The 22,953-nt window shown below is 65.7% G+C and carries 22 protein-coding genes; 12 read left to right on the top strand and 10 right to left on the bottom strand.

All coding sequences use genetic code 11. The annotated features are described in order from the left end of the window. Positions 1-111: 111 nt before the first annotated feature. The gene (locus ABUA28_RS13460; protein WP_349904768.1) at positions 112-1,098 is read left to right on the top strand and encodes a tyrosine recombinase XerC; all 987 of its coding nucleotides are present in this window, start codon (positions 112-114) and stop codon (positions 1,096-1,098) included. A 47-nt stretch (positions 1,099-1,145) separates the two neighbouring features. Here the strand turns inward: ABUA28_RS13460 and ABUA28_RS13455 are convergent, their stop codons facing one another. From ABUA28_RS13455 to ABUA28_RS13440, 4 genes are all read right to left on the bottom strand, one after another. Then, entirely contained in the window at positions 1,146-1,577 is a 432-nt protein-coding gene (locus ABUA28_RS13455; RefSeq protein ID WP_349904766.1) for a DUF2871 domain-containing protein, read from the bottom strand. A gap of 75 nt (positions 1,578-1,652) precedes the next feature. Continuing rightward, on the bottom strand, positions 1,653-2,282 hold the full coding sequence (locus ABUA28_RS13450; RefSeq protein WP_349904764.1) for a response regulator transcription factor: 630 nt from the start codon (positions 2,280-2,282) through the stop codon (positions 1,653-1,655). Next, entirely contained in the window at positions 2,279-3,496 is a 1,218-nt protein-coding gene (locus ABUA28_RS13445) for a sensor histidine kinase (RefSeq protein WP_349904763.1), read from the bottom strand. The genes ABUA28_RS13450 and ABUA28_RS13445 overlap by 4 nt, the downstream gene beginning before the upstream one ends. 93 nt (positions 3,497-3,589) lie before the next feature. Next, on the bottom strand, positions 3,590-4,132 hold the full coding sequence (locus ABUA28_RS13440) for a M23 family metallopeptidase (protein WP_349904762.1): 543 nt from the start codon (positions 4,130-4,132) through the stop codon (positions 3,590-3,592). A 385-nt stretch (positions 4,133-4,517) separates the two neighbouring features. On the opposite strand from ABUA28_RS13440, the gene rpsB reads away from it, so the two are divergent. From rpsB to ABUA28_RS13395, 9 genes are all read left to right on the top strand, one after another. Continuing rightward, a complete protein-coding gene (gene rpsB / locus ABUA28_RS13435; RefSeq protein WP_349904761.1) occupies positions 4,518-5,549 on the top strand; it encodes a 30S ribosomal protein S2 in 1,032 nt (343 codons plus the stop codon). Between the two features lie 25 nt (positions 5,550-5,574). Then, positions 5,575-6,402 carry a translation elongation factor Ts gene (gene tsf, locus ABUA28_RS13430; protein WP_349904760.1) on the top strand — a complete coding sequence of 276 codons (828 nt, stop codon included), beginning with the start codon at positions 5,575-5,577 and terminating at the stop codon, positions 6,400-6,402. Positions 6,403-6,513: 111 nt separating this feature from the next. Beyond that, positions 6,514-7,230, top strand: coding sequence for a UMP kinase (gene pyrH, locus ABUA28_RS13425; RefSeq protein WP_349904759.1), 717 nt, complete (start codon positions 6,514-6,516; stop codon positions 7,228-7,230). A 55-nt stretch (positions 7,231-7,285) separates the two neighbouring features. Then, entirely contained in the window at positions 7,286-7,840 is a 555-nt protein-coding gene (frr, locus tag ABUA28_RS13420) for a ribosome recycling factor (protein ID WP_349904758.1), read from the top strand. Further along, the gene (locus ABUA28_RS13415; protein ID WP_349904757.1) at positions 7,840-8,829 is read left to right on the top strand and encodes a phosphatidate cytidylyltransferase; all 990 of its coding nucleotides are present in this window, start codon (positions 7,840-7,842) and stop codon (positions 8,827-8,829) included. Before frr ends, ABUA28_RS13415 begins: the two co-directional genes overlap by 1 nt. Before the next feature lie 59 nt (positions 8,830-8,888). Beyond that, positions 8,889-9,440: a DivIVA domain-containing protein gene (locus tag ABUA28_RS13410; RefSeq protein ID WP_349904755.1), complete on the top strand. Its 552-nt coding sequence runs from the start codon at positions 8,889-8,891 to the stop codon at positions 9,438-9,440. A gap of 45 nt (positions 9,441-9,485) precedes the next feature. After that, a complete protein-coding gene (locus tag ABUA28_RS13405; RefSeq protein WP_349904754.1) occupies positions 9,486-10,142 on the top strand; it encodes an aggregation-promoting factor C-terminal-like domain-containing protein in 657 nt (218 codons plus the stop codon). Positions 10,143-10,178: 36 nt separating this feature from the next. Further along, positions 10,179-10,484 carry a hypothetical protein gene (locus ABUA28_RS13400; protein WP_349904753.1) on the top strand — a complete coding sequence of 102 codons (306 nt, stop codon included), beginning with the start codon at positions 10,179-10,181 and terminating at the stop codon, positions 10,482-10,484. A gap of 20 nt (positions 10,485-10,504) precedes the next feature. After that, positions 10,505-11,215 (top strand): alpha/beta hydrolase, encoded by a 711-nt coding sequence (locus ABUA28_RS13395; RefSeq protein WP_349904752.1) that lies wholly within the window; start codon positions 10,505-10,507, stop codon positions 11,213-11,215. A gap of 73 nt (positions 11,216-11,288) precedes the next feature. On the opposite strand, the gene ABUA28_RS13390 is transcribed toward ABUA28_RS13395, so the two are convergent. The 3 genes from ABUA28_RS13390 to ABUA28_RS13380 all read right to left on the bottom strand — a co-directional run bounded on the left by ABUA28_RS13390 (position 11,289) and on the right by ABUA28_RS13380 (position 14,798). After that, a complete protein-coding gene (locus tag ABUA28_RS13390; RefSeq protein WP_349904852.1) occupies positions 11,289-11,582 on the bottom strand; it encodes an ATP-binding cassette domain-containing protein in 294 nt (97 codons plus the stop codon). A gap of 596 nt (positions 11,583-12,178) precedes the next feature. Then, the gene (locus ABUA28_RS13385; protein WP_349904751.1) at positions 12,179-13,231 is read right to left on the bottom strand and encodes an AI-2E family transporter; all 1,053 of its coding nucleotides are present in this window, start codon (positions 13,229-13,231) and stop codon (positions 12,179-12,181) included. A 76-nt stretch (positions 13,232-13,307) separates the two neighbouring features. Then, positions 13,308-14,798, bottom strand: coding sequence for a DivIVA domain-containing protein (locus ABUA28_RS13380; protein ID WP_349904750.1), 1,491 nt, complete (start codon positions 14,796-14,798; stop codon positions 13,308-13,310). A 304-nt stretch (positions 14,799-15,102) separates the two neighbouring features. On the opposite strand from ABUA28_RS13380, the gene ABUA28_RS13375 reads away from it, so the two are divergent. Together ABUA28_RS13375 and ABUA28_RS13370 are read left to right on the top strand one after the other, a co-directional pair. Continuing rightward, positions 15,103-16,866: a hypothetical protein gene (locus ABUA28_RS13375; RefSeq protein WP_349904749.1), complete on the top strand. Its 1,764-nt coding sequence runs from the start codon at positions 15,103-15,105 to the stop codon at positions 16,864-16,866. Beyond that, positions 16,863-17,789: a tetratricopeptide repeat protein gene (locus ABUA28_RS13370; RefSeq protein ID WP_349904748.1), complete on the top strand. Its 927-nt coding sequence runs from the start codon at positions 16,863-16,865 to the stop codon at positions 17,787-17,789. The genes ABUA28_RS13375 and ABUA28_RS13370 overlap by 4 nt, the downstream gene beginning before the upstream one ends. A 27-nt stretch (positions 17,790-17,816) precedes the next feature. Here the strand turns inward: ABUA28_RS13370 and glgB are convergent, their stop codons facing one another. The 3 genes from glgB to ABUA28_RS13355 all read right to left on the bottom strand — a co-directional run. Beyond that, on the bottom strand, positions 17,817-20,015 hold the full coding sequence (gene glgB / locus ABUA28_RS13365; protein WP_349904747.1) for a 1,4-alpha-glucan branching protein GlgB: 2,199 nt from the start codon (positions 20,013-20,015) through the stop codon (positions 17,817-17,819). Continuing rightward, positions 20,015-22,009, bottom strand: a complete 1,995-nt coding sequence (locus ABUA28_RS13360; protein ID WP_349904850.1) for an alpha-1,4-glucan--maltose-1-phosphate maltosyltransferase — start codon at positions 22,007-22,009, stop codon at positions 20,015-20,017. Before ABUA28_RS13360 ends, glgB begins: the two co-directional genes overlap by 1 nt. Positions 22,010-22,437: 428 nt before the next feature. Then, the coding region (locus ABUA28_RS13355; RefSeq protein WP_349904746.1) for a hypothetical protein at positions 22,438-22,953 on the bottom strand (516 nt) is incomplete at its 5' end.

The following is a 22,953-nucleotide window of genomic DNA, read 5'->3' as shown; positions in this document are numbered from 1 at the left end:
GGCGTGGGTAGCCACACCGCAGCGCGCGGAAGGCGCCGCCGAGTCGCGGCGTGAAGCAGACTCGCGAGGCAGAATGCACCGTATCCGCCCGCGGAGCCCGACGATAGAGGGGTGCAGTTGCGACGAGCGATAGAGGACTTCACCGTCTATCTCTCCGCCGAGCGCGGATTCAGCGGCAACACCATCCGCTCCTACCGGTCAGACCTCGAAAGTCTTCTCCACTTCGCGCAGGATAACGGGGCGATCGAGGTCGAGGGCATCACCCTGGAACTCCTGCGCGACTGGGTCTGGGCCGGATCCCAGAACGGCCTCGCCAAGTCGACCCTGGCCAGGCGCTCCGCCGCTGCCCGCGGCCTCACGGGTTGGCTGTTGCGCGAGGGCGCCATCCAGACGGATGTCGCCTCGCGCCTGCGGGCACCGAAAGTCGACCAGCACCTGCCGCGCGTTCTCACCCGCGGACAGATCGAGCGCATCCTCGACGACCTCGCGCACCGGGCGCACGACGCTGCCGAAACCAACAACGCTGGCGACACAGCCCACCCGCACCTCGCGACTGCCCGCGCAGAAGCGATCCGCGATCTCGCGATCATCGAACTGCTCTACGCTTCAGCGCTGCGCGTGAGCGAACTCACCGGCCTCGACGTGAACAGCGTGGATCTCGGCAGGCTCACCGTGCGAGTGCTCGGCAAGGGGTCCAAGGAACGAGTCGTACCGTTCGGTGTTCCCGCGCAGCACGCGATCACGGAGTATCTCGAGCGCGCACGGCCGATCCTTCTCGACGCGGCGATCGGCGCTGCGACCAACAGGGCCATGGGAGCAGGCAGTGCGCTGTTCCTGGGCCACACGGGCAAACGCCTCGGCACGCGCGCCGTCTACACGCTCGTGTCATCGCTGCTCGCGCGGTTGCCCGGCGGCGGCCCCTCCGGGCCCCACGCCCTGCGGCACACGGCCGCGACTCACCTTCTCGACGGTGGCGCCGATCTGCGCGCGGTGCAGGAGATGCTCGGGCACGCGAGCCTCGGAACCACCCAGATCTACACCCACGTCTCGGCGGAACGGCTCAAGGCCAGTTATGCCTCTGCCCACCCGCGAGCGTAGCTGCACGCCAAGCCACGAGGGTGGGCCGAGGCCGCGCAGAGGGGCGCTCAGCTCAGCTCGGCGGCGGGCTTCTCCAGGACGCGCTTGCCGAGGGCAACGAAGAGCAGGATCAGGCCCGCGGTCAGGATGATGTGGCCGGAACCCGAGATACCCGCGAGGGCCGCGCTGCTGGTTTCGCCACGCACGCGGAGCATGCCGTTCACCACCATGGTGCCGCTCGAAATGATCAGGCCCACGTTGTACAACCAAAAGAACCAACTGAACAGGGGGCTGCGGGAGAGCCCGAACACTTTCTCCAACCCGAGCACGATGAGCAGCACTATGACGCCGAGCGTCAGCAGGTGAGTGTGCACGACTGAAAGCTGAGTGAAACCGTCCGCTGCGGTGTACCCGTTCGCCTTGGTGAATTCCCGGTAGAACAGACCGGATGCCAGCCCGAGCACCAGATAGACGGTGGCAGCATAAAAGAGTTTTTTCATGCCTCCAGCCTCGCCGAGTCTCGTGAGGGAAGCATCGTCCGAAAGTTGGTATCGGTGCCGCTCGTAGCGAAGTGATCAGGTGCGGATGGCTCCGGTCGCGCGGGCCTTGGCGACGGCCGCAGTGCGAGAACTCACCTCGAGTTTCGTGAAGATGTGCGCGAGGTGGGACTTCACGGTCGCCTCACTGAGAAACAGCTCCCGCCCGATGTCCCGATTCGACTTGCCCTGCGCGACGAGACCGAGTACCTCGGCCTCGCGCAGGCTGAGCCCCTGCTCGGTCGTGCGCGCCCGGGAGCTCAGACGGTCGGCGATCTCCGGGGCAAGCGCGCTTTCGCCCGCGGCAGCTGCCCGAACCGCCGCGATCAGTTCCTCCGGGGGTGCGTCCTTGAGCAGGTATCCGCTCGCGCCGGCCTCGACCGCGCCGAGAATGTCGGCGTCGGTGTCGTAGTTGGTGAGGATCAGAACGTGCGGTGGGCGCTCGGCGGCCCGCAACATCCGGGTGGCGTCGACTCCCTGAACGCTCTCTCCCGATCCGAATTGCAGGTCCATGAGCACGAGGTCGACGTCGATTCCGGCACAGGCGCGCACCGCATCATCCGCAGTGGCCGCCTCGGCAACGACCTCCATGTCCGACTCGGCCGAGAACAGGGCGCGTAGCCCCGCGCGAACCACCGGATGGTCGTCGGCCAGCAGCAGGCGGATCATTTTGAGGCCCCTTCCAGGTCGAAGCCCACCGCGATCGCCGTGCCCGCGCCCACTCGCGATTCGACCGCGAGCGTTCCGCCGAGTTGCTCGACACGCTGGCGCATCGCGATCAGGCCGAACGAGGTGCGGTCGGAGGCTGCCCCGCCGACCGTACGAGGCGAAAAGCCCTTGCCGTCGTCGACGATGTCCAGGCCCACCCAGTCGTCGAGGTAGCTCAGCGTGATTTCCGCACGCCCCGCGTCCGCGTGCTGCCGCACGTTCGCGAGCGTCGCCTGCGCGATGCGCAGCAGCGCGGTCTCGATTCTCATCGGCAGTTCCACGGGGTCGCCGCTCACATGGAAGCTCACCGCGAGTGAATCGCTGGCGTCGGCGGCGGCGAGCCGTGCCAGCGCCGCAGCGATGGTCTGCTGTTCCAGCGCGGGAGGCGTGAGTTCGCGGATGAAGCGTCTCGCCTCCGCAAGATTGGCCGCTGCAGTCTCCCTCGCGAGCCTGATGTGCTCGATCGCCGCCGAGCTGGAACCCTCGCGTTCGACCGCGTGCAGCAGCATCTGGATGCTCGACAACCCCTGCGCGACCGTGTCATGGATCTCCCGGGCGAGTCGGGATCGCTCCTCAAGCATGCCGGCCTCGCGTTCGCGCGCGGCGAGCTTCTCCCTCGTGGACAGGAGCTCGTCGATGAGCAGCTGTCGCTGCTGCGCCTCCCGATACAACGCGCGATACCCGAGACCGATCACGATGGCAACGGTCACGCCGATCAGCGGTCCGACCACTCCGCCGACCGTCCATCCGTTGTGGTTGCCGAACGCAACGATCGCGACTGCCGTCGTCACAAGGGTGACGGGAATCGCCCAGCGGAACGGCAGCACGTGGAGCTGCAGGAAAAACAGGGGGAAGACCAGGAATGTCGCGTCCGGGGTGAGCGCCAGGAGAGCGAGAACGATCGCCGTCAGCACTGCGAGCCATACCCGTGGAACCCACGGCGTGCTCGCGGAGCGCGCGAGGAATGCCCCGGCGAGGTAGGTGACGAGCAGAACGATGCCGAGCGCGATGGTCCAGGGAGCTTCGTGGCCTGGCGCGATGATCGCGCGAACCACCACAAACGCGGCGAGAGCGACGAAAATGCCGTGCAGCCCGATCTGCAGCCCGAGAAAGATCGGAGTCAGTGGAGTGTGGACGCGAGCTCTCCCAAGCTCCGGCCCGGCGGAGTCTGTCACGCGAATCAGCCTAACCAGCACCGCTCGGGCGGGCATCCATCGAAGGGCTGAGCGCGCTATCGGGGCCGCAGCCACGACGCCGTGACGCCGGACTCACCGGAACGCGCGCGTCGGCAGTAGCACGGGCGGGGGGATGCCACCGAGAAAGTTGAGTGGGGACAGATACTGCCCGTGCAGTCTCACACCGAAGTGCAGGCAGGACGACGCGCAGTGGCCGCCCGCCGCGGCGACGACACCGACGGGCTCGCCCCGGTGCACCACCGTCCCGGCGGGCAGCGTCGATGTCACGGGCTCGAAGCTCGACAGCAGCGCGCCCGCGTGCTCGATCGAGAGCACGGGGCGGTCGACGACAACCCCGGAGAAGTGGATGACTCCATCGGCCGGCGAATACACGGTCGTGCCAGTCGACGCGGCCAGGTCGATGCCGCGGTGGCCCGCGCTGTAGGCGGTCTCCGGTGCGGTGAACGCGCGCAGTACGACCCTCGGTGGCGCAATCGGCCATACCCAGTGGGGTGTTGCTCCCGCACGAGACTGCTCACTCGCCGACGCCTGCGCGGGGGAGACCGCGACCACAGTCAGCGCGAGCAATACCAGGCCGATGATTCGAGCCGGTCTGGGGAGCAACGGGAGCAACACGCGATACAGGATGCCTGGCTCCGACCACTCGCGACGCGCATCTGGCGCAATTGTGGAACCGCGACACCGCCGCGTCACGGTGGAGGAGAAGAGCGCGCCAGTGCACGGCGCGGACGCGCAGAACGCCCGGCCCGGGGATGCTAGACTCTCGGAAGCATCCCGTTTGCACGGGGTGACTACGCGTGTCCGTCGTGCGAAGCCATGGTGAATGGCACAGCACGCCACGCATCCACTCAGTCCCGGTCGAAACTGCGAAAGCAGCATTCTGCCGGGTTGGATGCGGGCCGGGCACCAGGATTCGCACCGACCGGTGCGATAACAACTGAGTGTGCACCGCAACCGCCTCCCGCGAGGCTGTGCGTCGGTGCCAGAAAAGGAGACGGCAATGGCCGTTGTCACCATCCGCCAGCTGCTCGACAGCGGCGTTCACTTCGGACACCAGACCCGTCGGTGGAACCCGAAGATGAAGCGATTCATCCTGACGGAGCGTTCGGGCAGCCACATCATCGACCTTCAGCAGTCGCTCGCCTACATCGACAAGACCTACGACTACGTCAAGGAGACCGTCGCTCACGGCGGCACGATCCTCTTCGTCGGCACCAAGAAGCAGGCCCAGGGTTCCATTGCGGAGCAGGCCCAGCGCGTCGGCCAGCCCTACGTCAACCAGCGCTGGCTCGGTGGCCTCCTCACCAACTTCCAGACCGTTTCCAAGCGCCTCGCGCGCATGAAGGAGCTCGAAGAGGTCGACTTCGACGACACGACCAAGGGCTACACCAAGAAGGAGCTGCTCATCCAGCGCCGCGAGCTCACCAAGCTGCAGCGCTCGCTCGGCGGCATCCGCAACCTCTCGAAGACCCCGTCCGCGATCTGGATCGTCGACACCAAGAAGGAGCACCTCGCCATCGACGAGGCGCGCAAGCTCGGTATCCCGGTCATTGCCATCCTCGACACCAACTGCGACCCCGATGAGGTGCAGTACCCGATTCCGGGTAACGACGACGCGATCCGTTCCGTCGGCCTGCTGACGCGCATTGTCGCGGATGCTGCCGCAGAGGGCCTCATCCAGCGCCACCAGAAGGCGGAGGAGGGCAACGTCTCCGCCGTGGAGCCCCTCGCCGAGTGGGAGGCCGAACTGCTCGGCGCTTCTGAAACTGCCGCATCCGAGACTCCGGCCACCGAGGCAGAAAAGGTCGAGGCCGTCGACGGCCTGGTCGAGTCCGCCACCGAGACCCCTGCGGCCGCTGAGGCCGTGGCAGAGGTCGTCGCCGAGGTTCCCGTCGAGGAGAACGCAGCGGATGCCGCAGTCGCCGAGAAGGAGGCCACGGCGCCCAAGGCCGCGCCGAAGGCACCGGCCAAGGCGACTGCAAAGCCCGCCGCCAAGAAGACTGACGCTGCAGCAGCAGCGGACGCAAAGTAAGCCGATCTGAACAAGGAGAGAGTCGATGGCAGATTTCAGCCTGGAAGACCTCAAGACCCTGCGTGAGCGCCTCGGCACCGGCATGGTCGAGACGAAGAACGCCCTCGTCGAGGCCGGCGGTGACCTCGAGAAGGCCACAGAGCTCCTGCGCCTGAAGGGTGCAAAGGGCAACGCCAAGCGCGCCGACCGTTCCACGAGCGAGGGGCTCGTCGCCGCCAAGGAAAACGGCAGCACCACCACACTCATCGAGCTCGCCTGCGAGACCGACTTCGTCGCCAAGAGCGACAAGTTCGTGACCCTGGGCAACAAGGTGCTCGACGCCGTCACCGCGGCAGGAGCATCGACCGTCGAGGAGGGGCTTGCCGCTCCAGCGGGCAGCCAGACGGTTGCCGAGCTCATCGGTGACGAGGCCGCGATCCTCGGCGAGAAGATGGAGCTTCGTCGCGTCGCTCGCGTCTCCGGCGAGAAGTTCGCGATCTACCTGCACAAGACCAACAAGGACCTGCCGCCGCAGGTCGGTGTTGTCGTCGGATACTCCGGTGACGACGCAGACACCGCGCGCAGCGTCGCGCAGCACATCTCCTTTGCCGACCCGCAGTACCTCAGCCGTGAGGACATCCCCGTGGCCGACGTCGAGAACGAGCGTCGCATCGTCGAGGAGATCAGCCGCGGAGAGGGCAAGCCCGAGGCTGCCCTGCCGAAGATCATCGAGGGCCGTCTCACCGCGTTCATCAAGCAGGTCGCCCTGCTCGAGCAGGAGTACGCGAAAGACAACAAGCTCTCCGTAGGCAAGGTGCTGTCGGATGCCGGGCTCACCGTGAGCGAGTTCGTTCGCTTCAAGGTCGGCGCGTAGTCACACCGAGACATCCGCTCATGACAATGGGGCCCGGATCGCGTCAGCGGCCGGGCCCCATTTGTCGAGCCTGAACGATAATCTGTAACGAGCCGAACCCAAGGAGAGACGATGACATCAGAAACCGGCAGACGACGGGTTCTCCTCAAACTCTCTGGCGAAGCGTTCGGCGGCGGCCAGCTCGGTGTGAATCCGGATGTGGTCAGTTCTCTCGCGCGCGAGATCGCGTCCGTGGCCGCAGACGTCGAGATCGCGATCGTCACGGGCGGTGGCAATTTCTTCCGCGGCGCTGAGCTCTCGCTCCGCGGCATGGATCGCGGTCGAGCAGACTACATGGGCATGCTCGGCACCGTCATGAACGCCCTCGCCCTGCAAGACTTCCTGGAGCAGGCCGGGGCCGAGACCCGTGTGCAGTCCGCCATCTCGATGACCCAGGTGGCCGAGCAATACATCCCACGCCGCGCCGAGCGGCACCTCGAGAAGGGCCGCGTCGTCATCTTCGGCGCGGGCGCAGGCCTCCCGTACTTCTCCACGGACACCGTGGCGGCGCAACGCGCGCTGGAGATCGGTGCGGATGTCGTGCTCGTCGCCAAGAACGGCGTCGACGGCGTCTACTCCGCCGACCCGCGCAAGGACTCGAACGCCTGGAAGCTCGAGGAGGTCACCTACCAGGAGGCGCTCGTGAAGGGCCTCAAGGTCGTCGACTCGACTGCGTTCAGCCTGTGCATGGACAACAAGATGCCCATGGTGGTCTTCGGCATGGAGCCCGAGGGAAACGTCGCTGCGGCGTTGCGCGGCGATCGCATCGGCACTCTCGTCTCGAACTAGCCCCCGCGCAGCCCAGTAAACTACCTAGCGGTAGCACAACACCGAAGGAGCCCCTGTGATTTCCGATGTACTGGCCGAGGCACGAGAGAAGATGCAGAAGTCTCTCGAGGCCGCCAAGGACGACTTCGCGAACGTGCGCACCGGTCGCGCCAACCCCGCCCTGTTCCAGAAGATCATGGTGGACTACTACGGAACGGCGACTCCGCTCGGGCAGCTCGCCGGCCTGACCAACGCTGAGGCGCGCGTGCTCGTCGTCACGCCGTACGACAAGAGCGCGCTCAAGGAGATCGAGCGTGCGATCGTCAATGCCCCGAACCTCAGTGCAAACGTGGGCAACGACGGCACGATCGTCCGCGTGACGCTACCGGAACTCACCGAGGACCGCCGCCGCGACTTCGTGAAGATCGTTCGCGGGAAGGCCGAGGACGCCCGCGTGTCTGTTCGCAACATCCGCCGCAGGGCCAAGGACGAGCTCGACGCGCTCAAGACCGAGGTCGGCGACGACGAGGTGGGCCGCTCCGAGAAGGAGCTCGAGGTCATCACCAAGAACGCGATCGACGCGATCGATGACGCCGTGAAGAAGAAGGAAGCCGAGCTTCTCGAGGTCTGATGACGGATCCATCCGAGGAGCGCCCTACGCCGACGCGCGGTAGACGGTTCTTCACACGACGAGCTGAGCTGGAAGCGCGCGCCAACGCGCTCAAGAACGACTTCCAGGCGGAGCTGAAGGTCACGAGGGCCCACATCGACGCGGCCAACGAGAAGATCGAGGCGCGCACCGGACGCAACCTCCCGCTGGCGATCCTGATCGGCCTCGGGCTCGGTCTGCTCATGCTGTTCAGCCTCATCGTCTACAAGTGGCTGTTCATGATCTTCGCCGGCGCGATCATCGGTTTCACGGCGTTCGAACTGGCGAGCGCACTGCGGTATGCCGGTCGGGATGTGCCGCGCTGGCCGACCGCGGTTGCTGCAGTGGCGATGGTTCCCGCGGCCTTCTACCTCAACGACGGCGGCCACTGGCTCGTGCTCCTCGGCGCGATCCTGTTTGTGACTCTCTGGCGCATCATCGAACTGGCGGTCCCTGCGCACCGGGGGAGCGCTCGCGAGGTCGGCCGGGATCTCGCGGCCGGTGCGCTCGTGCAGATCTACGTGCCGTTCCTGGCGAGCTTCGCCGTGCTTCTCGACGGCAAAGAGGGCGGGGAGTGGTGGACCCTCGCCTTCCTCATCCTCGTGATCGCCGTCGACACCGGCGCCTACGCGAGCGGGCTCCTGTTCGGCAAGCACCCGATGGCGCCCAAGATCAGCCCGAAGAAGACCTGGGAGGGTCTCGCAGGGTCCGTTGTCGTCGCCATGATCGGCGGCGTGATCCTCTCGGTGTTCATGCTGCAGCAACCCGCGTGGTTCGGGCTCGTCTTCGGAGCCGTCATCGCCTTCACGGCAACCACCGGCGACCTCACGGAGTCCCTCATCAAGCGCGACCTCGGTATCAAGGACATCAGCACCTGGCTCCCGGGCCACGGTGGCTTCCTCGACCGGCTCGACTCGATCCTGCCGAGCGCCGCTGCGGCTTACGCGCTGTTCCTCATCTTCGGCAGATAACGCGCAGACCTCTCGCGTCACTGAGCGGAGCGCCAGGCACCATAGGGCAGAATGGTGTCGTGAGCACAACATTCCCGCGCACCCGAAAGTCCCGCCGAGGCTACAACGTCGATCAGGTCGAGGACTTCCTTGAGGATGCGCGTCGCGCGTACTCTGCGGAGACCACGGTCGGTTCTGTGATCACGGCCGCGAGCATCCGCAGGACATCCTTCGAAATGCAGAAGGGCGGGTATTCGCCCGTGCACGTCGATGCCGCTCTCGAGCGGCTCGAGGATGCCTTTGCCGGCCGTGAGCGCGACCAGGCAGTCCAGGAGGTCGGCGACGAGGCCTGGTACACGCAGGCGCGGTCGACTGCCCAGGAGATCCTCGACAGGCTGTCCCGGCCGGCGGGTCGCCGCTTCGACCGCGTGAACTTCCTGAGCGACGGATATCACCGCAAAGACGTCGATGCGCTCGCCGACCGTCTTGTCACCTACTTCCAGGATGGCTCCGCCCTGAACGTCGAAGAGGTGCGCACGATCGCCTTCCGGCCTAAGAAGGGCGGGTATCGAGAGACCCAGGTCGACCTTCTCCTCGACACCGTCGTGAGCGTGATGTTGGCGGTCCGATAGTCGTTCAGGGAAAACTATGTCTCTTTCGGCTACGATCGTCTGATCGTGGGTAGGCACAGGGGAGAGACGTCGCCGCAGGCACCGCAGACCGGAGCCGAGGCCGTGACTCGGGGATGGCGGTTGCGAAATCGCGGGATCGTCTCGGCCTTCGCATTCTTCGCCGCTGCAGCGTTCATGGCGCTCGCCGTCATCGCTCCCAATCCGCAGGCGATCGCCGCGGTGGAGCCGCAACAGGAGGCGAGCGCAGGCTCGGCACAGGGACTCGTGGTCTCCGCGCACGCAGACGGCGGCAAGACCATCACGGGAGAACCGGTCGTCGCCATGCTGCGCGACGACTACACGGTCACCAAGAGGGTTGTTCGCATCCTGAGTCCGGCTCCCGCCGCGGGCATCCCCGATCCGGGCAGCGCGCAGGCGATCGGCCACGAGCTGGTGATGGCTCGCGGCTGGGGCGAGGACCAGTACAGCTGCCTGGTCGCGCTCTACAATCGCGAGTCGCACTGGAATGTCTACGCGGGCAACCCGATCAGCGGTGCATACGGTATTCCCCAGGCATTGCCGGGCACGAAGATGGCTTCGGCAGGAGCGGACTGGCAGTCCAACCCGCGCACCCAGATCACCTGGGGTCTCGGGTACATCGCCGCCCGCTATGGCACCCCGTGTGGCGCGTGGAGCCACAGTCAGGCCAAGGGCTGGTACTGAGGCGAGCCTTTCGGTGGTTCCGCATAAGCTGGATGCATGCCCAGGTCCAATCGTCCGCGACGTTCGCGCTCGAGCGCTGACCGCGGCGATGACGAGGACGTCGACCTCACCCGCGCGCTCTACGGGCGCCTGCACACCGAGACGAAGCGCGACGGGCTGTGGAACGTGCAGCCCCTTGCTCCGGGCGCCGCGGTGAAGTACTACACCTGTCCGGGGTGCGGCCAGGAGATCACTCCGGGTACCGCGCACCTCGTCGCCTGGCGTGCGGACGGGCTCATGGGCGAGGCAGACGACATCGCGGCCAGGCGTCACTGGCACACGCACTGCTGGCGCATCAAGTAACGAGAGGCAGGGAGTCGAGGATGGACATCAGGGCGGGCGTAAAGCTTCCGGCTCGGCGGGAAGACATCTCGCTTCACACGCGGGACGGGCTCACCCTGGTCGGGGAACTCGCGCTCCCCGCCGACACTGAGCCGGTCGCCACGCTTGTGACGCTGCACCCGCTGCCCACCGCCGGCGGGTTCATGGACTCGCACATCATCCGCAAAGCCGCGGCGAGACTGCCTGCCCTCGCGCAACTCGCGGTACTTCGCTTCAACTTCCGGGGCGTGTCATCCCCTCGAGGCACCTCGGAGGGCACATTCGGCGAGGGTGAGGCCGAACGCTACGACCTCGCCGCCGCGATGGATCTCGTGGCGCAGCGGGCGCTTCCTCACCCGTGGCTTCTCGGCTGGTCGTTCGGCAGCGAGGTGGTCCTGAAGTATGGGCTCGAGCATCCGATCGACGGGGCGATCCTGCTGTCGCCGCCGTTGCACCGCACGTCGGACGCCGAAGTCGCCGCGTGGGCGGGTAGCGGTACCAGGCTCGTCGCGGTCATCCCGGAGCTCGACGACTACCTGCGCCCTGAGGCCGCGGCGAGGCGCTTCGCCTCGGTGCCGGAGATCGAGCTCGTGAACGTTCCGGACGGCAGGCACCTCTGGGTGGGGGAGAACCAGACCAGGCGCGTACTCAGCGAGGTGGTCGAACGGCTCAATCCAGCAGCACTTCCGCTGCCGACGGAGTGGACGGGATAGAACGCCTCGGCTACAGCTGCTCGACGGCGTTCAATGCTGGGGTGATTGCGAATAGGCCGACAGGGCACTGTTCTCACTCGTGAAACCGATGGATATTGATTGGCTTACGGGTTGACTCTATTTGGATAGTCAGTTCGCAGGCACCCACGACGTTCGCATCGTGGCTCGCCAGGAGAAGCGCGTGGCCATCCTTTTGATACTCCTTCAGCAAGGCGACTATCTCCACCGCCCATGCACTATCCAAGCTGGCGGTGGGCTCGTCAGCGATGAGTAGCTGCGGCTCCAACAACAACGCTCGGGCAATGGCAAGGCGCTGCCGCTCGCCGCCAGAAAGTGTTGGGGGACGGCTGTATGCCCGATTCTCGATTCCGAATGCCAGAGCACTGCCGTGACAGTGATTTCAAGCTTTTGACGTGTCCATCGAGCGACGGACGCTACCGTTGGCATCCTGAAGGCTCCATTTTCGTCGTCAGCAGGCCGGTCCAGTCCAAGTGGTAGTCGAGCTTGCGCCTAACTTCGTTCCGGAAACCGCATTTTGCCAAACAGAGATGGTGTGAGTGGCAGAGAAGGCCCGGCACGTGTCGTAGTAGACGATTCTCACAAGGGTTACAAAGAGCGCTACCGCGGCGATTGTCTTAGTTCGTGGTCGGGATTTGCCGAATATAGTTATACGCGTTTCCTCTCCTAATTTGTGAGGGCTCCAGCGACTGTCCAAAAATAAAGAATGCTCTTACTGAATAGATGCGAATCTATCAATCCGAGAGCAAATCGCACTAGACGGCATTAAAAAGGGGACGTCGTTCTTTCTCGCCTTCGAGAGACAGACTCTCAGGCGCAGGTATTCCGTGGACACGCCGCCCTCGACCGACCGCACACATCCCTGTGTTGAACGTCCTAGGTTTTCTGTTGCCCCTGTGCGGGTTGCGGCTCTCGGTTGATGGTCGCGTAGTGGGCTTGCTCGAACTACAGCTCGTTCTGGCGCGGGATGACCACCTGGTTGACGATGAGGAGCACCGCCGCCGCGAACGGGATCGCGATGAGGGCTCCGAGGATGCCGAGCAGCGCGCCGCCGGCAAGGGCGGCGATCACGACGATCGCCCCCGGCACCTTGACCGCGCGTTTCATGACGTTCGGATTGATGACGTATGCCTCGACCTGCATGTAGGCCAGGTAGTAGATGGCGACCCAGAGCGCGGTCACGGGCCCGCCGAATAGCAGCGAGCCGAGCGTGATCAGGATGGACCCGGACAGGGTTCCTACGAGCGGCACGAGCGCGAACAAGAAGGCGATGAAGGCGAACAGCGCCGAGTACTGCACCTTGGCGATGAAGGTGAGGAAGATGAAGCTCGCTATGCCGTTGCACAGGGCGATCGTGGCCTGCCCCATGACGTAGCGGCCGACCGCCGTGCTGATCTGCTCGGTGAGGTCTGCGAAGCCCGCCCGCTTCGATGCGGGAACGAGGCGGTACAGGCCGCGCTTCATGCCGTTCAGGGATGCGACGAAATAGAGCGTGAGGATCAGGACGATGACGACTCCGGCCACACCGCTCGCGATACCGAGCCCGACCTGCAGCACACCGCCGCCGATCGCGGTGAGGTTCTGAGGATCCTGGAAGAACTTGACGATGGCGTCGACCACCGACTGCACGTCGATGAAGTCGGGCAGCGTGGCCTGGATGTTCCGCACCAGGTGCGGATCGGATACCACGCCAACCACGGTGGGCACCTGGGCGATGAGGCGGTTGGTCTGGTCCACGATGACCGGAACGACCGAGAGCACGAGCCCGGCCACGACGGCGAGGAGTCCGATGAGCACGGTGATGATCGCCGTCCAGCGAGGGAACTTGTGCTTCTCGAGCCAGGACACGGCGGGGTCGATGCCCAGGGCTATGAAGAGTGCTGCGCCGATGTAGGTGAGGATCGTCGACAGGGTGGCGACGGCACCGCCGATGACGAGCGCCACGAGCACGCCGAGGCCGCCCAGGAGTCCGAATCTGAACGCGTTCTGGATCTTCACCGCGATCCCTTTCTCGTGAGGCTCTGTCTCGTGAGGCGCTGGGGTCTCGGGTGCTCAGACGTTCGGCGTTCGATGATCAGCTCTCGCTCGTGACCTTCTCTGCTTGGTTCAACACCGAGTGCAGGCTCTCAAAGTATCCCGCGACGGCCTCGCGCTCAACCTTGATCTGGGCGAGTCTCTCCTCAGCGTCCTTGACGAGTTTGGCGTTGCGCTTCTCCGACTCGCGAACCATGGCCTTCGCGCGGGCCTCCGCGTTGGACAGGATCTCGGCCGCCTCCGCATCCGCCTTCTCCCTGATGCTCTTCGCGGCGGTTCGTGCCTCTTCCTCTGCTGCGTCCGCCTCCTGGCGCTTCTCGGCCGCGCGCAGGTTGGCCTCGGTGAGCTGCAGTTGCGCGTCGTCCAGGTATTTCTGGGTCTGCGAGACCGCCTCCTGGTGCTTGGAGAGGAACTCCTTCTCTGTCTCGTCACGGCGGGCGGTGAGTTCGACCTCGAAGTCGAGGCGTCCCTGTTCGCGTTCGCGCTCGAGCCCGGTGCGGGACTCGTCGAGGTCGTGCGCGATCTGCGCCCTGACCTGCTCGCTCTCCCTCGCGAGTTCGGCCTTGCGGGACTCGATCTCGCGCTCCAGGTCGGTGCGCTGCTGGTCGATGTCGTGGGCGAGACTGGCGCGCTCGGCGGCGATCTCCTCCTCGAGATGTGCCCTGGCCTCCGCGGTCTCCTGTTCGAGAGCCGCGCGCGCCGCAGCCGTGTCGCGGTCGAGCTTGGCGCGTGCCGCGGCCATCTCCTGCTCGAACGCCGCCCTGGCTTCGCCGATCTCGCGGGTGAGGTCGGTGCGCTGCTGCTCGACGTCGCGCGCGAGGTCACCCCACTGCTTCTCTGCTTCGCTCGTGAACTCCGCGCGGCCCTGTTCGGTCTCCCTCGCGAGGGCGGCGGCCTGCTCGCGCGATTCGCTCACCTCTCTGCTCGCAACGAGCTTGAGCTCTGCGGACTCGCGTTCGGCCTCTGCCTTCACGGCCGCGGCCTCTCGCTTTGCGGTCGCCCTGGCCTCTGCTGCCTCCGTGGCGACTGCGCCCCGGATGGCCGCAGCCTCGTGCAGGGCATCCTGGACGACGATCTCGCTCTCCGCCTTGCTCGCCGCGATCAGTTCAGCAGCCTCGGCGTGAGCAGCCTCGACGATGGAACCGGCCTTCTCGTGAGCCTCGGCGACGAGCTTCTCTGCTGTCTCCATCGATTCGACCCGCAGCTGGTGAATCTCGCCCTGCACGCTGTTGCGCAGCTTTTCTGCGTCGATGTCGGCCTGGCTGATGAGCCTCGTGGACTGCTCTTCTGCCACGCGAAGGATGTTCTCGAGCTTGCTGCCGAGCCCGCTGTAGGTGGGGCTTCCCGTCTCTTCGATCTCGGCCTGGAGATCCTCGACGGTCGCCGTGAGACGCTTGACCTCTTTTGTGGCCTCTGCCTTGTCGGTGTTGGCTTTGATCAGCTCGCGCCGCAGATCCTGGATTGCGCTGTCGACCTCATCGCGGTTGTAGCCGCGCATCGCGGTGGTGAAAGCCTCATCGTCAGTGGCCACGGTGTCTCCCGAGAGTGAAGTTGGTTGGGATGCTGTGAAAGGTGCCGAACGTTCAGAGTTTAGCGTGGACGGTGCTGGCGCACGATGAGAGGAGTGGCGGCACCGCGGTAATCTGCGGCGCCGAGGCGGCCGATGGGGTGAGCTCTCAGGCTCGCTACGCTATTCTGGAATGTCTTTGCCCGCAGGCACGGGCGCGCACCACAGGCCAGAGCCAGTGTGGGTGCGGTCATCCGCGTGGTCATCCGAGGAGAGTCGCGGTTTCGCCCGGCCTCACTCGGCAGGTGGATACGAGAGGAGTTATTGCGTGCGGTTCATCTCTGCCATCGTGAGCTTCGTTCTCGCATTTCTCCTCATCGGCTACGGCATCGCACAGCGCACCATTCTCGCCGGTCCGGATCACCTCACGGCGAGCGTCACTCTCGACTCGAACGCACCGCTCACCATCATCGACGGCACGGTGCTGGACGCGAACAAGGGTCATCAGACACTCGAGATCTCCGGCGCGACGAAGATCTTTGCCGCGTACGGTCGCACGGCGGATGTCCACGCCTGGGTCGGCGACGCGAGCTACAACAAGATCCGCTACAACGCCACGACGCATGCCCTGGCCAGCAAGACGGTGACGGGGAAGGAATCCACGGTTCCCGATCCGCGCGGCTCCGACCTGTGGTTCGAAGAACACAGCAGCGACACTCCGCTGTCGTTCACGGTGAACGTGCCGAAGGACATTTCGCTGATCATCGCGTCAGATGGCGCCGATCCTGCGCCAACCGACGTCGCTATCCGCTGGCCGCTCGACAACCGCACTCCGTGGTCCGGCCCGCTCGTGATCGCAGGCGTCGCGCTGCTCCTGCTCGGGCTCGGGCTGTACCTGTGGGCGCTGTATCACCTGCGGAAGGCCCGTGGCCCGCGCCGCAAGAGCCCCAAGATGCCGAAGCTCCCGAAGCAGCGCAGCTACAAGCCGCGCCGCACGAAGCAACCGAAGGTCGCGAGTGGGCGGCGTTCGGCCCGCAGGCGGATGATCGCGGTGCTTCCCGTGCTTCTGGCGGGCTCCCTCGCGCTCAGCAGTTGTTCCTCGGATGCGCTGCCGTCGTTCTTCGGGGCACAGGGCAATGCCAAGCCGTCCGCGACGGCGACCGTGGATCCCGCTGCGACGGACAACCAACAGGCCACGGCCGTGACGGTCCCGCAGCTCAACGAGATCGTCACCCGGGTGTCTGCGGTTGCGGCCAAGGCGGATGAGACCAAGGATGCGAAGCTGCTGGCCACGAGGTTCGCCGGGGCCGCGCTCCAGTTGCGCACGGTCAACTACGAGATCCGCAAGAAGGACGACACCGTTGCTGCGCTGACGGCGATTCCGAGCGGTGACATCGAGGTCGCGCTTCCCCAGCAGAACGACACCTGGCCGCGCACGGTGTTCACGGTTCTCGTGAACCCCAAGGACAAGACGGTTTCACCCCTCGCGCTCGTGCTCCAGCAGGAGACTCCTCGCGACAACTACAAGGTCATCTACGCTGTCTCGCTCGAGGCCAAGGTCGTGCTCCCCAAGGTGGCATCCGCTTCCATCGGTGCCCCGCAGTACCTGCCGGACTTCAAGAACCTGCTGCTTCCCCCTGGCAAGGTGGGTCCCGCATACGCCGACATCCTTCTCAAGGGTCCTGAGAGTGAGTTTGCCAAGTACTTCGACACGAGCCACGATCGATTCGCCAAGGACAACGGCTACGAGTTCAAGCAGGCGAGGAAGGCAGGAATGCCTGACAAGGTGGGAGTCGAGTTCTCCAACGCCCCCGGTGTCGGCGGGCCCATCGCCTTCGGTACGAACAACCTGGGCGCCATCGTCGCCGTGAGCGTCGACCAGTCGGAGACCGTCAGTCCCACCGAGGCCGGAGCCACGCTGAATTCGAGCGGTCTGGTCAAGACCCTCTCGGGGGTGAACACGACGCTCAAGGGACTCGTGGCGACCTACGGCGAGCAACTTCTGTTCTATGTGCCCAAGGTGGGAAGCCACCAGAAGATCGTCCTGCTCGGCGACGCTGACGGGATCGTCTCAGCGAAGGAGAAACAGTGACCAGCGTTCCACCGACTCCAGCCAGCCTCCGCGGCGCGGTAGACCTGTCCTCTCTCGTGCGTCCGGCTGCCCCGCCCGCCGGTGCTCCCGCGGGCGCATCCGCGGGGGAGTCGGCCGTGCCCTCGCTGGTGCTGGACGGAACGGACACCAACTTCACGGGCATCCTCGAGCTCTCGAGCAGCGTTCCCGTCGTCGTCGAGTTCTACATGGGTACGCCGTCGGTGGGCCTCAGCCGTGTGATCACCGCGCAGGCGGGAAAGTTCGTGCTTGCGACCGTCGACGTCTCGTCCAACCCGCAGTTGCAGCAGGCGTTCAAGGTGCAGGCCGTGCCCACCGTTGCCGCCGTCGTCGGTGGTCGTCCAATCGCCCTGTACGAGGGCGAGATCGCCGAGGCCGAGGTGCTCGGGGTTCTCGAGCAGTTGGCCGCGCTCGCGGCCCAGAACGGCGTGACGGGAACGGCCAAGGCGCCCGACGCCCCCGAGGGGGAGGCCGAGCCCGTGGAGGAGCCCCTTCCGCCGCACCACCAGGAGGCCTACGACGCGATGTCGAACGGCGACTTCGAGGGCGCTATCGCGGAATACAAGACCGCCATTGCGCAGGATCCTCGCGACCAGCTCGCCGTCGCGGGTCTCGCCCAGGTGTCGCTGCTCGCGCGCCTGCGGGATGCCGGGGCCGGTGACGTGCGGGCGGCAGCGGCTGCCGCGCCATCAGACCTTCAGGCTCAGCTGGCCGTCGCGGACCTCGACGTCAGCGGCGGCCACCTGGAAGACGCGTTCGGGCGCCTACTCGACCTCTTTCCAACCCTTGACCAGCCGGGCAAGGATCTCGTGCGCACCCGCCTGCTCGACTTCTTCGAGATCGCCGGGGCAGAAGACGCGCGGGTGATCGCGGCGCGACGCCGTCTCACGGGACTGCTGTACTGAGCCTGCTCTACTGACGCCCGCGCCGTCTCAGCGGCGCAGCGTGAGCCAGAGGCCCGCGAGCGGAGGCAGTGTGAGCTCAGCAGATGCCGGACGCCCGGCCCACGGAACATCCGTCGCCGTCACCGCACCATAGTTGCCGACGCCCGACCCGCCGAAGTCGACCGCATCCGTGTTCAGGAGTTCTTCCCAGACGCCGGCGGACGGCAGGCCGATGCGGTACGGCCCGACCGGGTTGCCCGAGAAGTTCATGATGACGGCAATCGGCTGCCCATCCTTTGACCAGCGCAGGAAGGCGATGACGTTGTGTGCCGCGTCTCCCGCCTCGAGCCACTCGAAGCCGGCCTCCACGTTGTCTTGCTGCCAGAGCGCGCCGTTGTCGCGGTAGATCCGGTTGAGCTGCCCGACCAGGCGCTGCAGGCCCTGGTGCACGGGCTGGTCGAGGATCCACCAGTCGAGCCCGCGCTCCTCGCTCCACTCGCTCGGCTGCCCGAACTCGCTGCCCATGAACAGCAACTGCTTGCCGGGGTGCGCCCACATGAAGGCGAGGTACGCCCGCACGTTCGCGAGTTTCTGCCACTGGTCGCCCGGCATCTTGCCGAGCAGCGAGCCCTTGCCGTGCACGACCTCGTCGTGGCTGATCGGCAGCAGGAAGCTCTCACTGAACGCGTAGAGAAAGCTGAACGTGATGTCGTTGTGGTGGTACGAGCGGTACATCGGGTCTTCGTGCATGTACTGCAGGGTGTCGTGCATCCACCCCATGTTCCACTTGAGGCCGAAGCCGAGCCCCCCGCCGGAGGTCGGCCGTGTCACGCCCGGCCACGAGGTCGACTCCTCGGCGATCATCACGATCCCCGGGTTGCGCTTGTACGCGGTCGCGTTGACCTCCTGCAGGAAGCCGATGGCCTCGAGGTTCTCGCGCCCGCCGAGGTGGTTCGGTTCCCACTGACCGGCCTCCCGGGAGTAGTCGAGGTAGAGCATCGAGGCGACGGCGTCGACCCGCAGCCCGTCGATGTGGAACTCTTCGAGCCAGTACAGGGCGTTCGCGACGAGAAAGTTGCGCACCTGCGAGTCGCCGAAGTTGAACACGAGCGTGCCCCAGTCGGGCTGTTCGCCTCGGCGGGGGTCGGAGTGCTCGTAGAGCGGTTCCCCGTCGAAGTTCGCGAGTGCCCACTCGTCCTTCGGGAAGTGCGCGGGCACCCAGTCCATGATCACGGCGATGCCCGCCTGGTGCAGCCGGTCGACCAGGTAGCGCAGGTCATCCGGATGCCCGAAGCGGCTCGTGGGCGCGTAGTAGCCGGTGACTTGGTAGCCCCACGACCCGCCGTACGGGTGCTCGGCGAGCGGCATGAATTCGACGTGGGTGAAGGCGAGCTCTCGCAGATAGTCGATGAGCTGGTCGGCGAGCTCGCGATAGCCGAGCCCAGGGCGCCACGATCCGAGGTGCATCTCGTAGACGCTCATGGGGGAGTTGTGGGGGTCACGGGTGGCCCGCGCGCGCATCCACTCCGTGTCACCCCACTCGTGGCCGACCGTGCCGACGACGGAGGCCGTGGCGGGCGGAACCTCGGTGCATCGCGCCATCGGGTCGGCGCGCCTGACCCACTCTCCGCTGCGCGCGCGAAGCTCGAACTTGTAGGTGTTGCCCGGCGTAAGGCCGGGAACGAACAACTCCCACACGCCGCTGTCGCCTAGCCTGCGCATGGCGTGCCCGGCGCCGTCCCAGGAGTTGAAGTCGCCGATGACCCGCGCGGCCGTCGCGTGCGGCGCCCAGACGCTGAAGCTCGTGCCCGCAACATCCTCGTGAGGGCGGTAGTGCGCGCCGAAGACCTTCCAGAGCTGCTCGTGCCTGCCCTGGCCCCACAGGTAGAGATCGACCTCGCCCACGGAGGGCACGAAGCGATACGGGTCGTCGGTGACCCAGCTCGCTCCGTTGTCGTAGCTGGTCTCGAGCGTGTACGCCTGGCCGTCTCCGGGTGCGAAGGCCTGCCACAGGCCTTCTGCGAGGTGCGCAAGGGAGATGCGGCTGCCATCCGCACGCACCGCGGTCACAGTTGCCGCGAGCGGTCGCAGGGCCCGGATGACGAAGCCACCCTCGACCGGATGCTGCCCGAGGGTCCCGTGCGGATTCGGATGGCTGCCACCGGCGATCGCGGTCACGAGGCCGGGGTGGAGCTCCGGAAGCGTTGTGGCTTGTATGGCCGGCTTCCTTGCCGGTTTCTTCGCCATCATCGGCCCTTCGGGAACTCGACTCGCAGGATGTGTACCGGCTCGGTGAAGGCATCGAGCCGCACGTAGTTGTCTGCGCCCCACTCGAACTTCTGTTTCGTGATCAGGTCGGTTACCTCGAAGGTCGTGCCGACGTCCAGGCCGATTCTCGTCAGGTCGAGGTGAACGGTGGTCTCGCGCACAGAGTGCGGGTCGACGTTCGCGACGACGATGACAGCATCGTTGCGACCGGAGCGCACGTGCCTGCCGTCGAGGAACTTGCTGTAGACGAGGATCGAGTCGTCGTCGCTCCAGTGCAGCTCGAGGTTGCGCAGCTGGCGCAGGGCGGGGTGCTCTGCGCGGATGCGGTTGAGGGTGCCGAGGTACGGTGCGAGCGAGCGGCCGGCGGCCTCAGCCGCGGCGAAGTCGCGCGGCTTGAACTCGTACTTCTCGTTGTCGACGTTCTCCTCTGAGCCCTGGCGGGCGACATCCTCGAACAGCTCGTATCCCGAGTAGACGCCCCAGCTCGGCGAGGCGGTCGACGCGATTGCCGCGCGCACCTTGTAGGCCGCCGGCCCGCCGAACTGCAGGTATTCGCTCAGGATGTCCGGGGTGTTGACGAACAGGTTCGGTCGCAGAAAGTCGCTGCTGCCCTGCGACAGCTCGACCAGGTAGTCCGCGAGCTCCTCCTTGGTGTTGCGCCAGGTGAAGTAGGTGTACGACTGCTGGAATCCGAGCTGGGCGAGCGCGTGCATCATGGGCGGTCGGGTGAACGCCTCCGCGAGGAAGACGACCTCGGGGTAGTCGGCGTTGACCTCGTGCAGCAGCCACTCCCAGAACTTGAGCGGCTTGGTGTGCGGATTGTCGACGCGGAAGATCTTCACGCCGAGACCGATCCAGTAGCGCACGATGCGCAGGATCTCCTCGCGCAGGCCAATGGGGTCGTTGTCGAAGTTGAGCGGGTAGATGTCCTGGTACTTCTTCGGCGGGTTCTCGGCGTAGGCGATGCTCCCGTCGGGCAGGTGGCTGAACCACTGCGGGTGTTCGATCACCCAGGGATGGTCGGGGGAGCACTGCAGGGCGAGGTCGAGCGCGACCTCGAGTCCACTCTTCTTCGCGGTGTCGAGGAATGCGGTGAAGTCCTCGACCGTGCCGAGCTCCGGATGGATGGCGTCGTGGCCGCCATCCTTCGACCCGATGGCCCACGGCGAGCCCGGGTCGCCCGGGGCCGCCTCCGTGGAGTTGTTCGGTCCCTTGCGAAAGCTCGTGCCGATGGGGTGGATGGGCGGCAGGTAGACGACGTCGAAGCCCATGCCGGCGACGGCGGGCAGGCGGCGCGCTGCGGTACGGAAGGTGCCGCTCGTCCAACTGCCGTTCTTCGCGCGTTTGGCTCCCTCGGAGCGCGGGAAGAACTCGTACCAGCTGCCCACGCCGGCGCGCGTGCGCTCGACCCGGAGGGTCAGGGGAAGGCTGAGGGTGAGCAGGCTCGCGAGCGGTTGCCGCTCGATCTCCTCGGTGACCCGGTGTTCCGTGGCGACTCCCAGTCGCACCGCGGGGGCGAGGCTCTTGCTCGCGATGGTCTTGGCGGCGTCCTTCAGAACTTTGTTGTCTGGAGCGGCCGTGGATGCGCGGGCCAGCAGGCGGGCCCCTTCGGCCAGGGTGACCTGCACGTCGATTCCCGCGGGAACCTTGATCTCGGCCACATGCAGCCAGGCGGCCCACTCGTCGAGCCAGGCCTGCACGCTCCAGCTCCAGTCGCCCGGGGCGTCGAGCAGGGCATCCGTCTGCCAGCGGTCGCTGCCTTCGTCTCGCTCGGACATGCGGTGCACGGTCTGGGCGCCACTCGGGTCGGTCAGGAGCAAATCGACGCCGATCGCGTCGTGCCCCTCTTTGAACACGGTCGCCTGGAACGGCACGACCTCCCCCACAAACGCCTTCGCGGGCCAGAGGTTCTCTGGTTGCTGCGGAGACAGGTGGCGAATCGGAATGCGCCCCAGCTTTGGTTCATACGCAATAGCCACTCAACGACCGTAGCGCGTGCACCTCCACGTCGCATGGATTTGTGCGGTCATGCCCGGTCGATCGGCTGCCCGAACGGATCGTACGGGTACACAGGGCCCCTCACACCCGCACTGTCTGCCGTAACAATGCTGTTGCCATGCAGGCTCGGATACGACCGCGCCGCACTCCCCGGCGCCGGGAACGTGACCGACACACCACCAGGAAGTGAGACTGTGTGCGACAGCAGAGCGTTTGATCCACCAAGGACCGCAGAATGACCACTCGGCCCATAGGCGTAACGCTGCACTTGATCGGCACCAGTCGCCGGACGCGGAGTACGCCGCACCATCCGCCCCACAGAATCCCGCCCAGCGCCCGCGTCGCAGGAGTCTAGGGTTGCTTAATTCAGCCGTGGTTTTCTGGTGACAGCGCATGTCATTGGCTACTGCGAGACGTCAGACTCTCGGAAATTATTCGATTCGCTCCTGAGCCGCTGGAATTCTTGCTTCGAGACATACCAGAAGTGCGGAGTATCGGAATTATGAAAGGTGAGAAAAATCTTGCTATGGGCACGCGGTAGGGAGAGAGGCTCAGCCGTATCCGGATCACCGAGGATTTCTGATGTACAGGGAGTGAAATACCATTCCCCTTCAATAAATGGATCGGAGCCGACGTTGTCGAAGGACTCGACATCGTTTTTTCGGGCAAACACAGCCATTGAAATGAAATTGCTGGAAGCTTGAAGCGAAGGCGCGTCCTTCCATTCAAATCCCAACGCTTTGTCAAGCTCGTCCTTCGTCGCGCCTGCACATACGATAACCATCTTCGTCCAGTCACCAGGAACCACGTGGCCGAGGGACGGGACTGCTGCAGGTTTAGGTGACTCCTGATCTGGGGCGAGTAGCTCGTCTCTGGAAGGATGTTTGCCATGCCGAGAGCGTTTCCGAGGGAGTTCCGG

The sequence above is a fragment of the Parafrigoribacterium humi genome (assembly GCF_040227205.1).
In the GTDB taxonomy this organism is placed as follows: Bacteria; Actinomycetota; Actinomycetes; order Actinomycetales; family Microbacteriaceae; genus Parafrigoribacterium_A; species Parafrigoribacterium_A humi.
Note: the sequence above shows the minus strand (reverse complement) of the source record. Positions and strands in the feature narration are given on the sequence as shown.

Coding starts and splice junctions, on each gene's coding strand:
- ABUA28_RS13415 (WP_349904757.1), top strand. CDS start 7,840: ATGACGGATCCATCCGAGGAGCGCCCTACGCCGACGCGCGGTAGACGG.
- rpsB (WP_349904761.1), top strand. CDS start 4,518: ATGGCCGTTGTCACCATCCGCCAGCTGCTCGACAGCGGCGTTCACTTC.
- pyrH (WP_349904759.1), top strand. CDS start 6,514: ATGACATCAGAAACCGGCAGACGACGGGTTCTCCTCAAACTCTCTGGC.
- ABUA28_RS13455 (WP_349904766.1), bottom strand. CDS start 1,577: ATGAAAAAACTCTTTTATGCTGCCACCGTCTATCTGGTGCTCGGGCTG.
- ABUA28_RS13400 (WP_349904753.1), top strand. CDS start 10,179: ATGCCCAGGTCCAATCGTCCGCGACGTTCGCGCTCGAGCGCTGACCGC.
- ABUA28_RS13450 (WP_349904764.1), bottom strand. CDS start 2,282: ATGATCCGCCTGCTGCTGGCCGACGACCATCCGGTGGTTCGCGCGGGG.
- glgB (WP_349904747.1), bottom strand. CDS start 20,015: ATGGCGAAGAAACCGGCAAGGAAGCCGGCCATACAAGCCACAACGCTT.
- tsf (WP_349904760.1), top strand. CDS start 5,575: ATGGCAGATTTCAGCCTGGAAGACCTCAAGACCCTGCGTGAGCGCCTC.
- ABUA28_RS13395 (WP_349904752.1), top strand. CDS start 10,505: ATGGACATCAGGGCGGGCGTAAAGCTTCCGGCTCGGCGGGAAGACATC.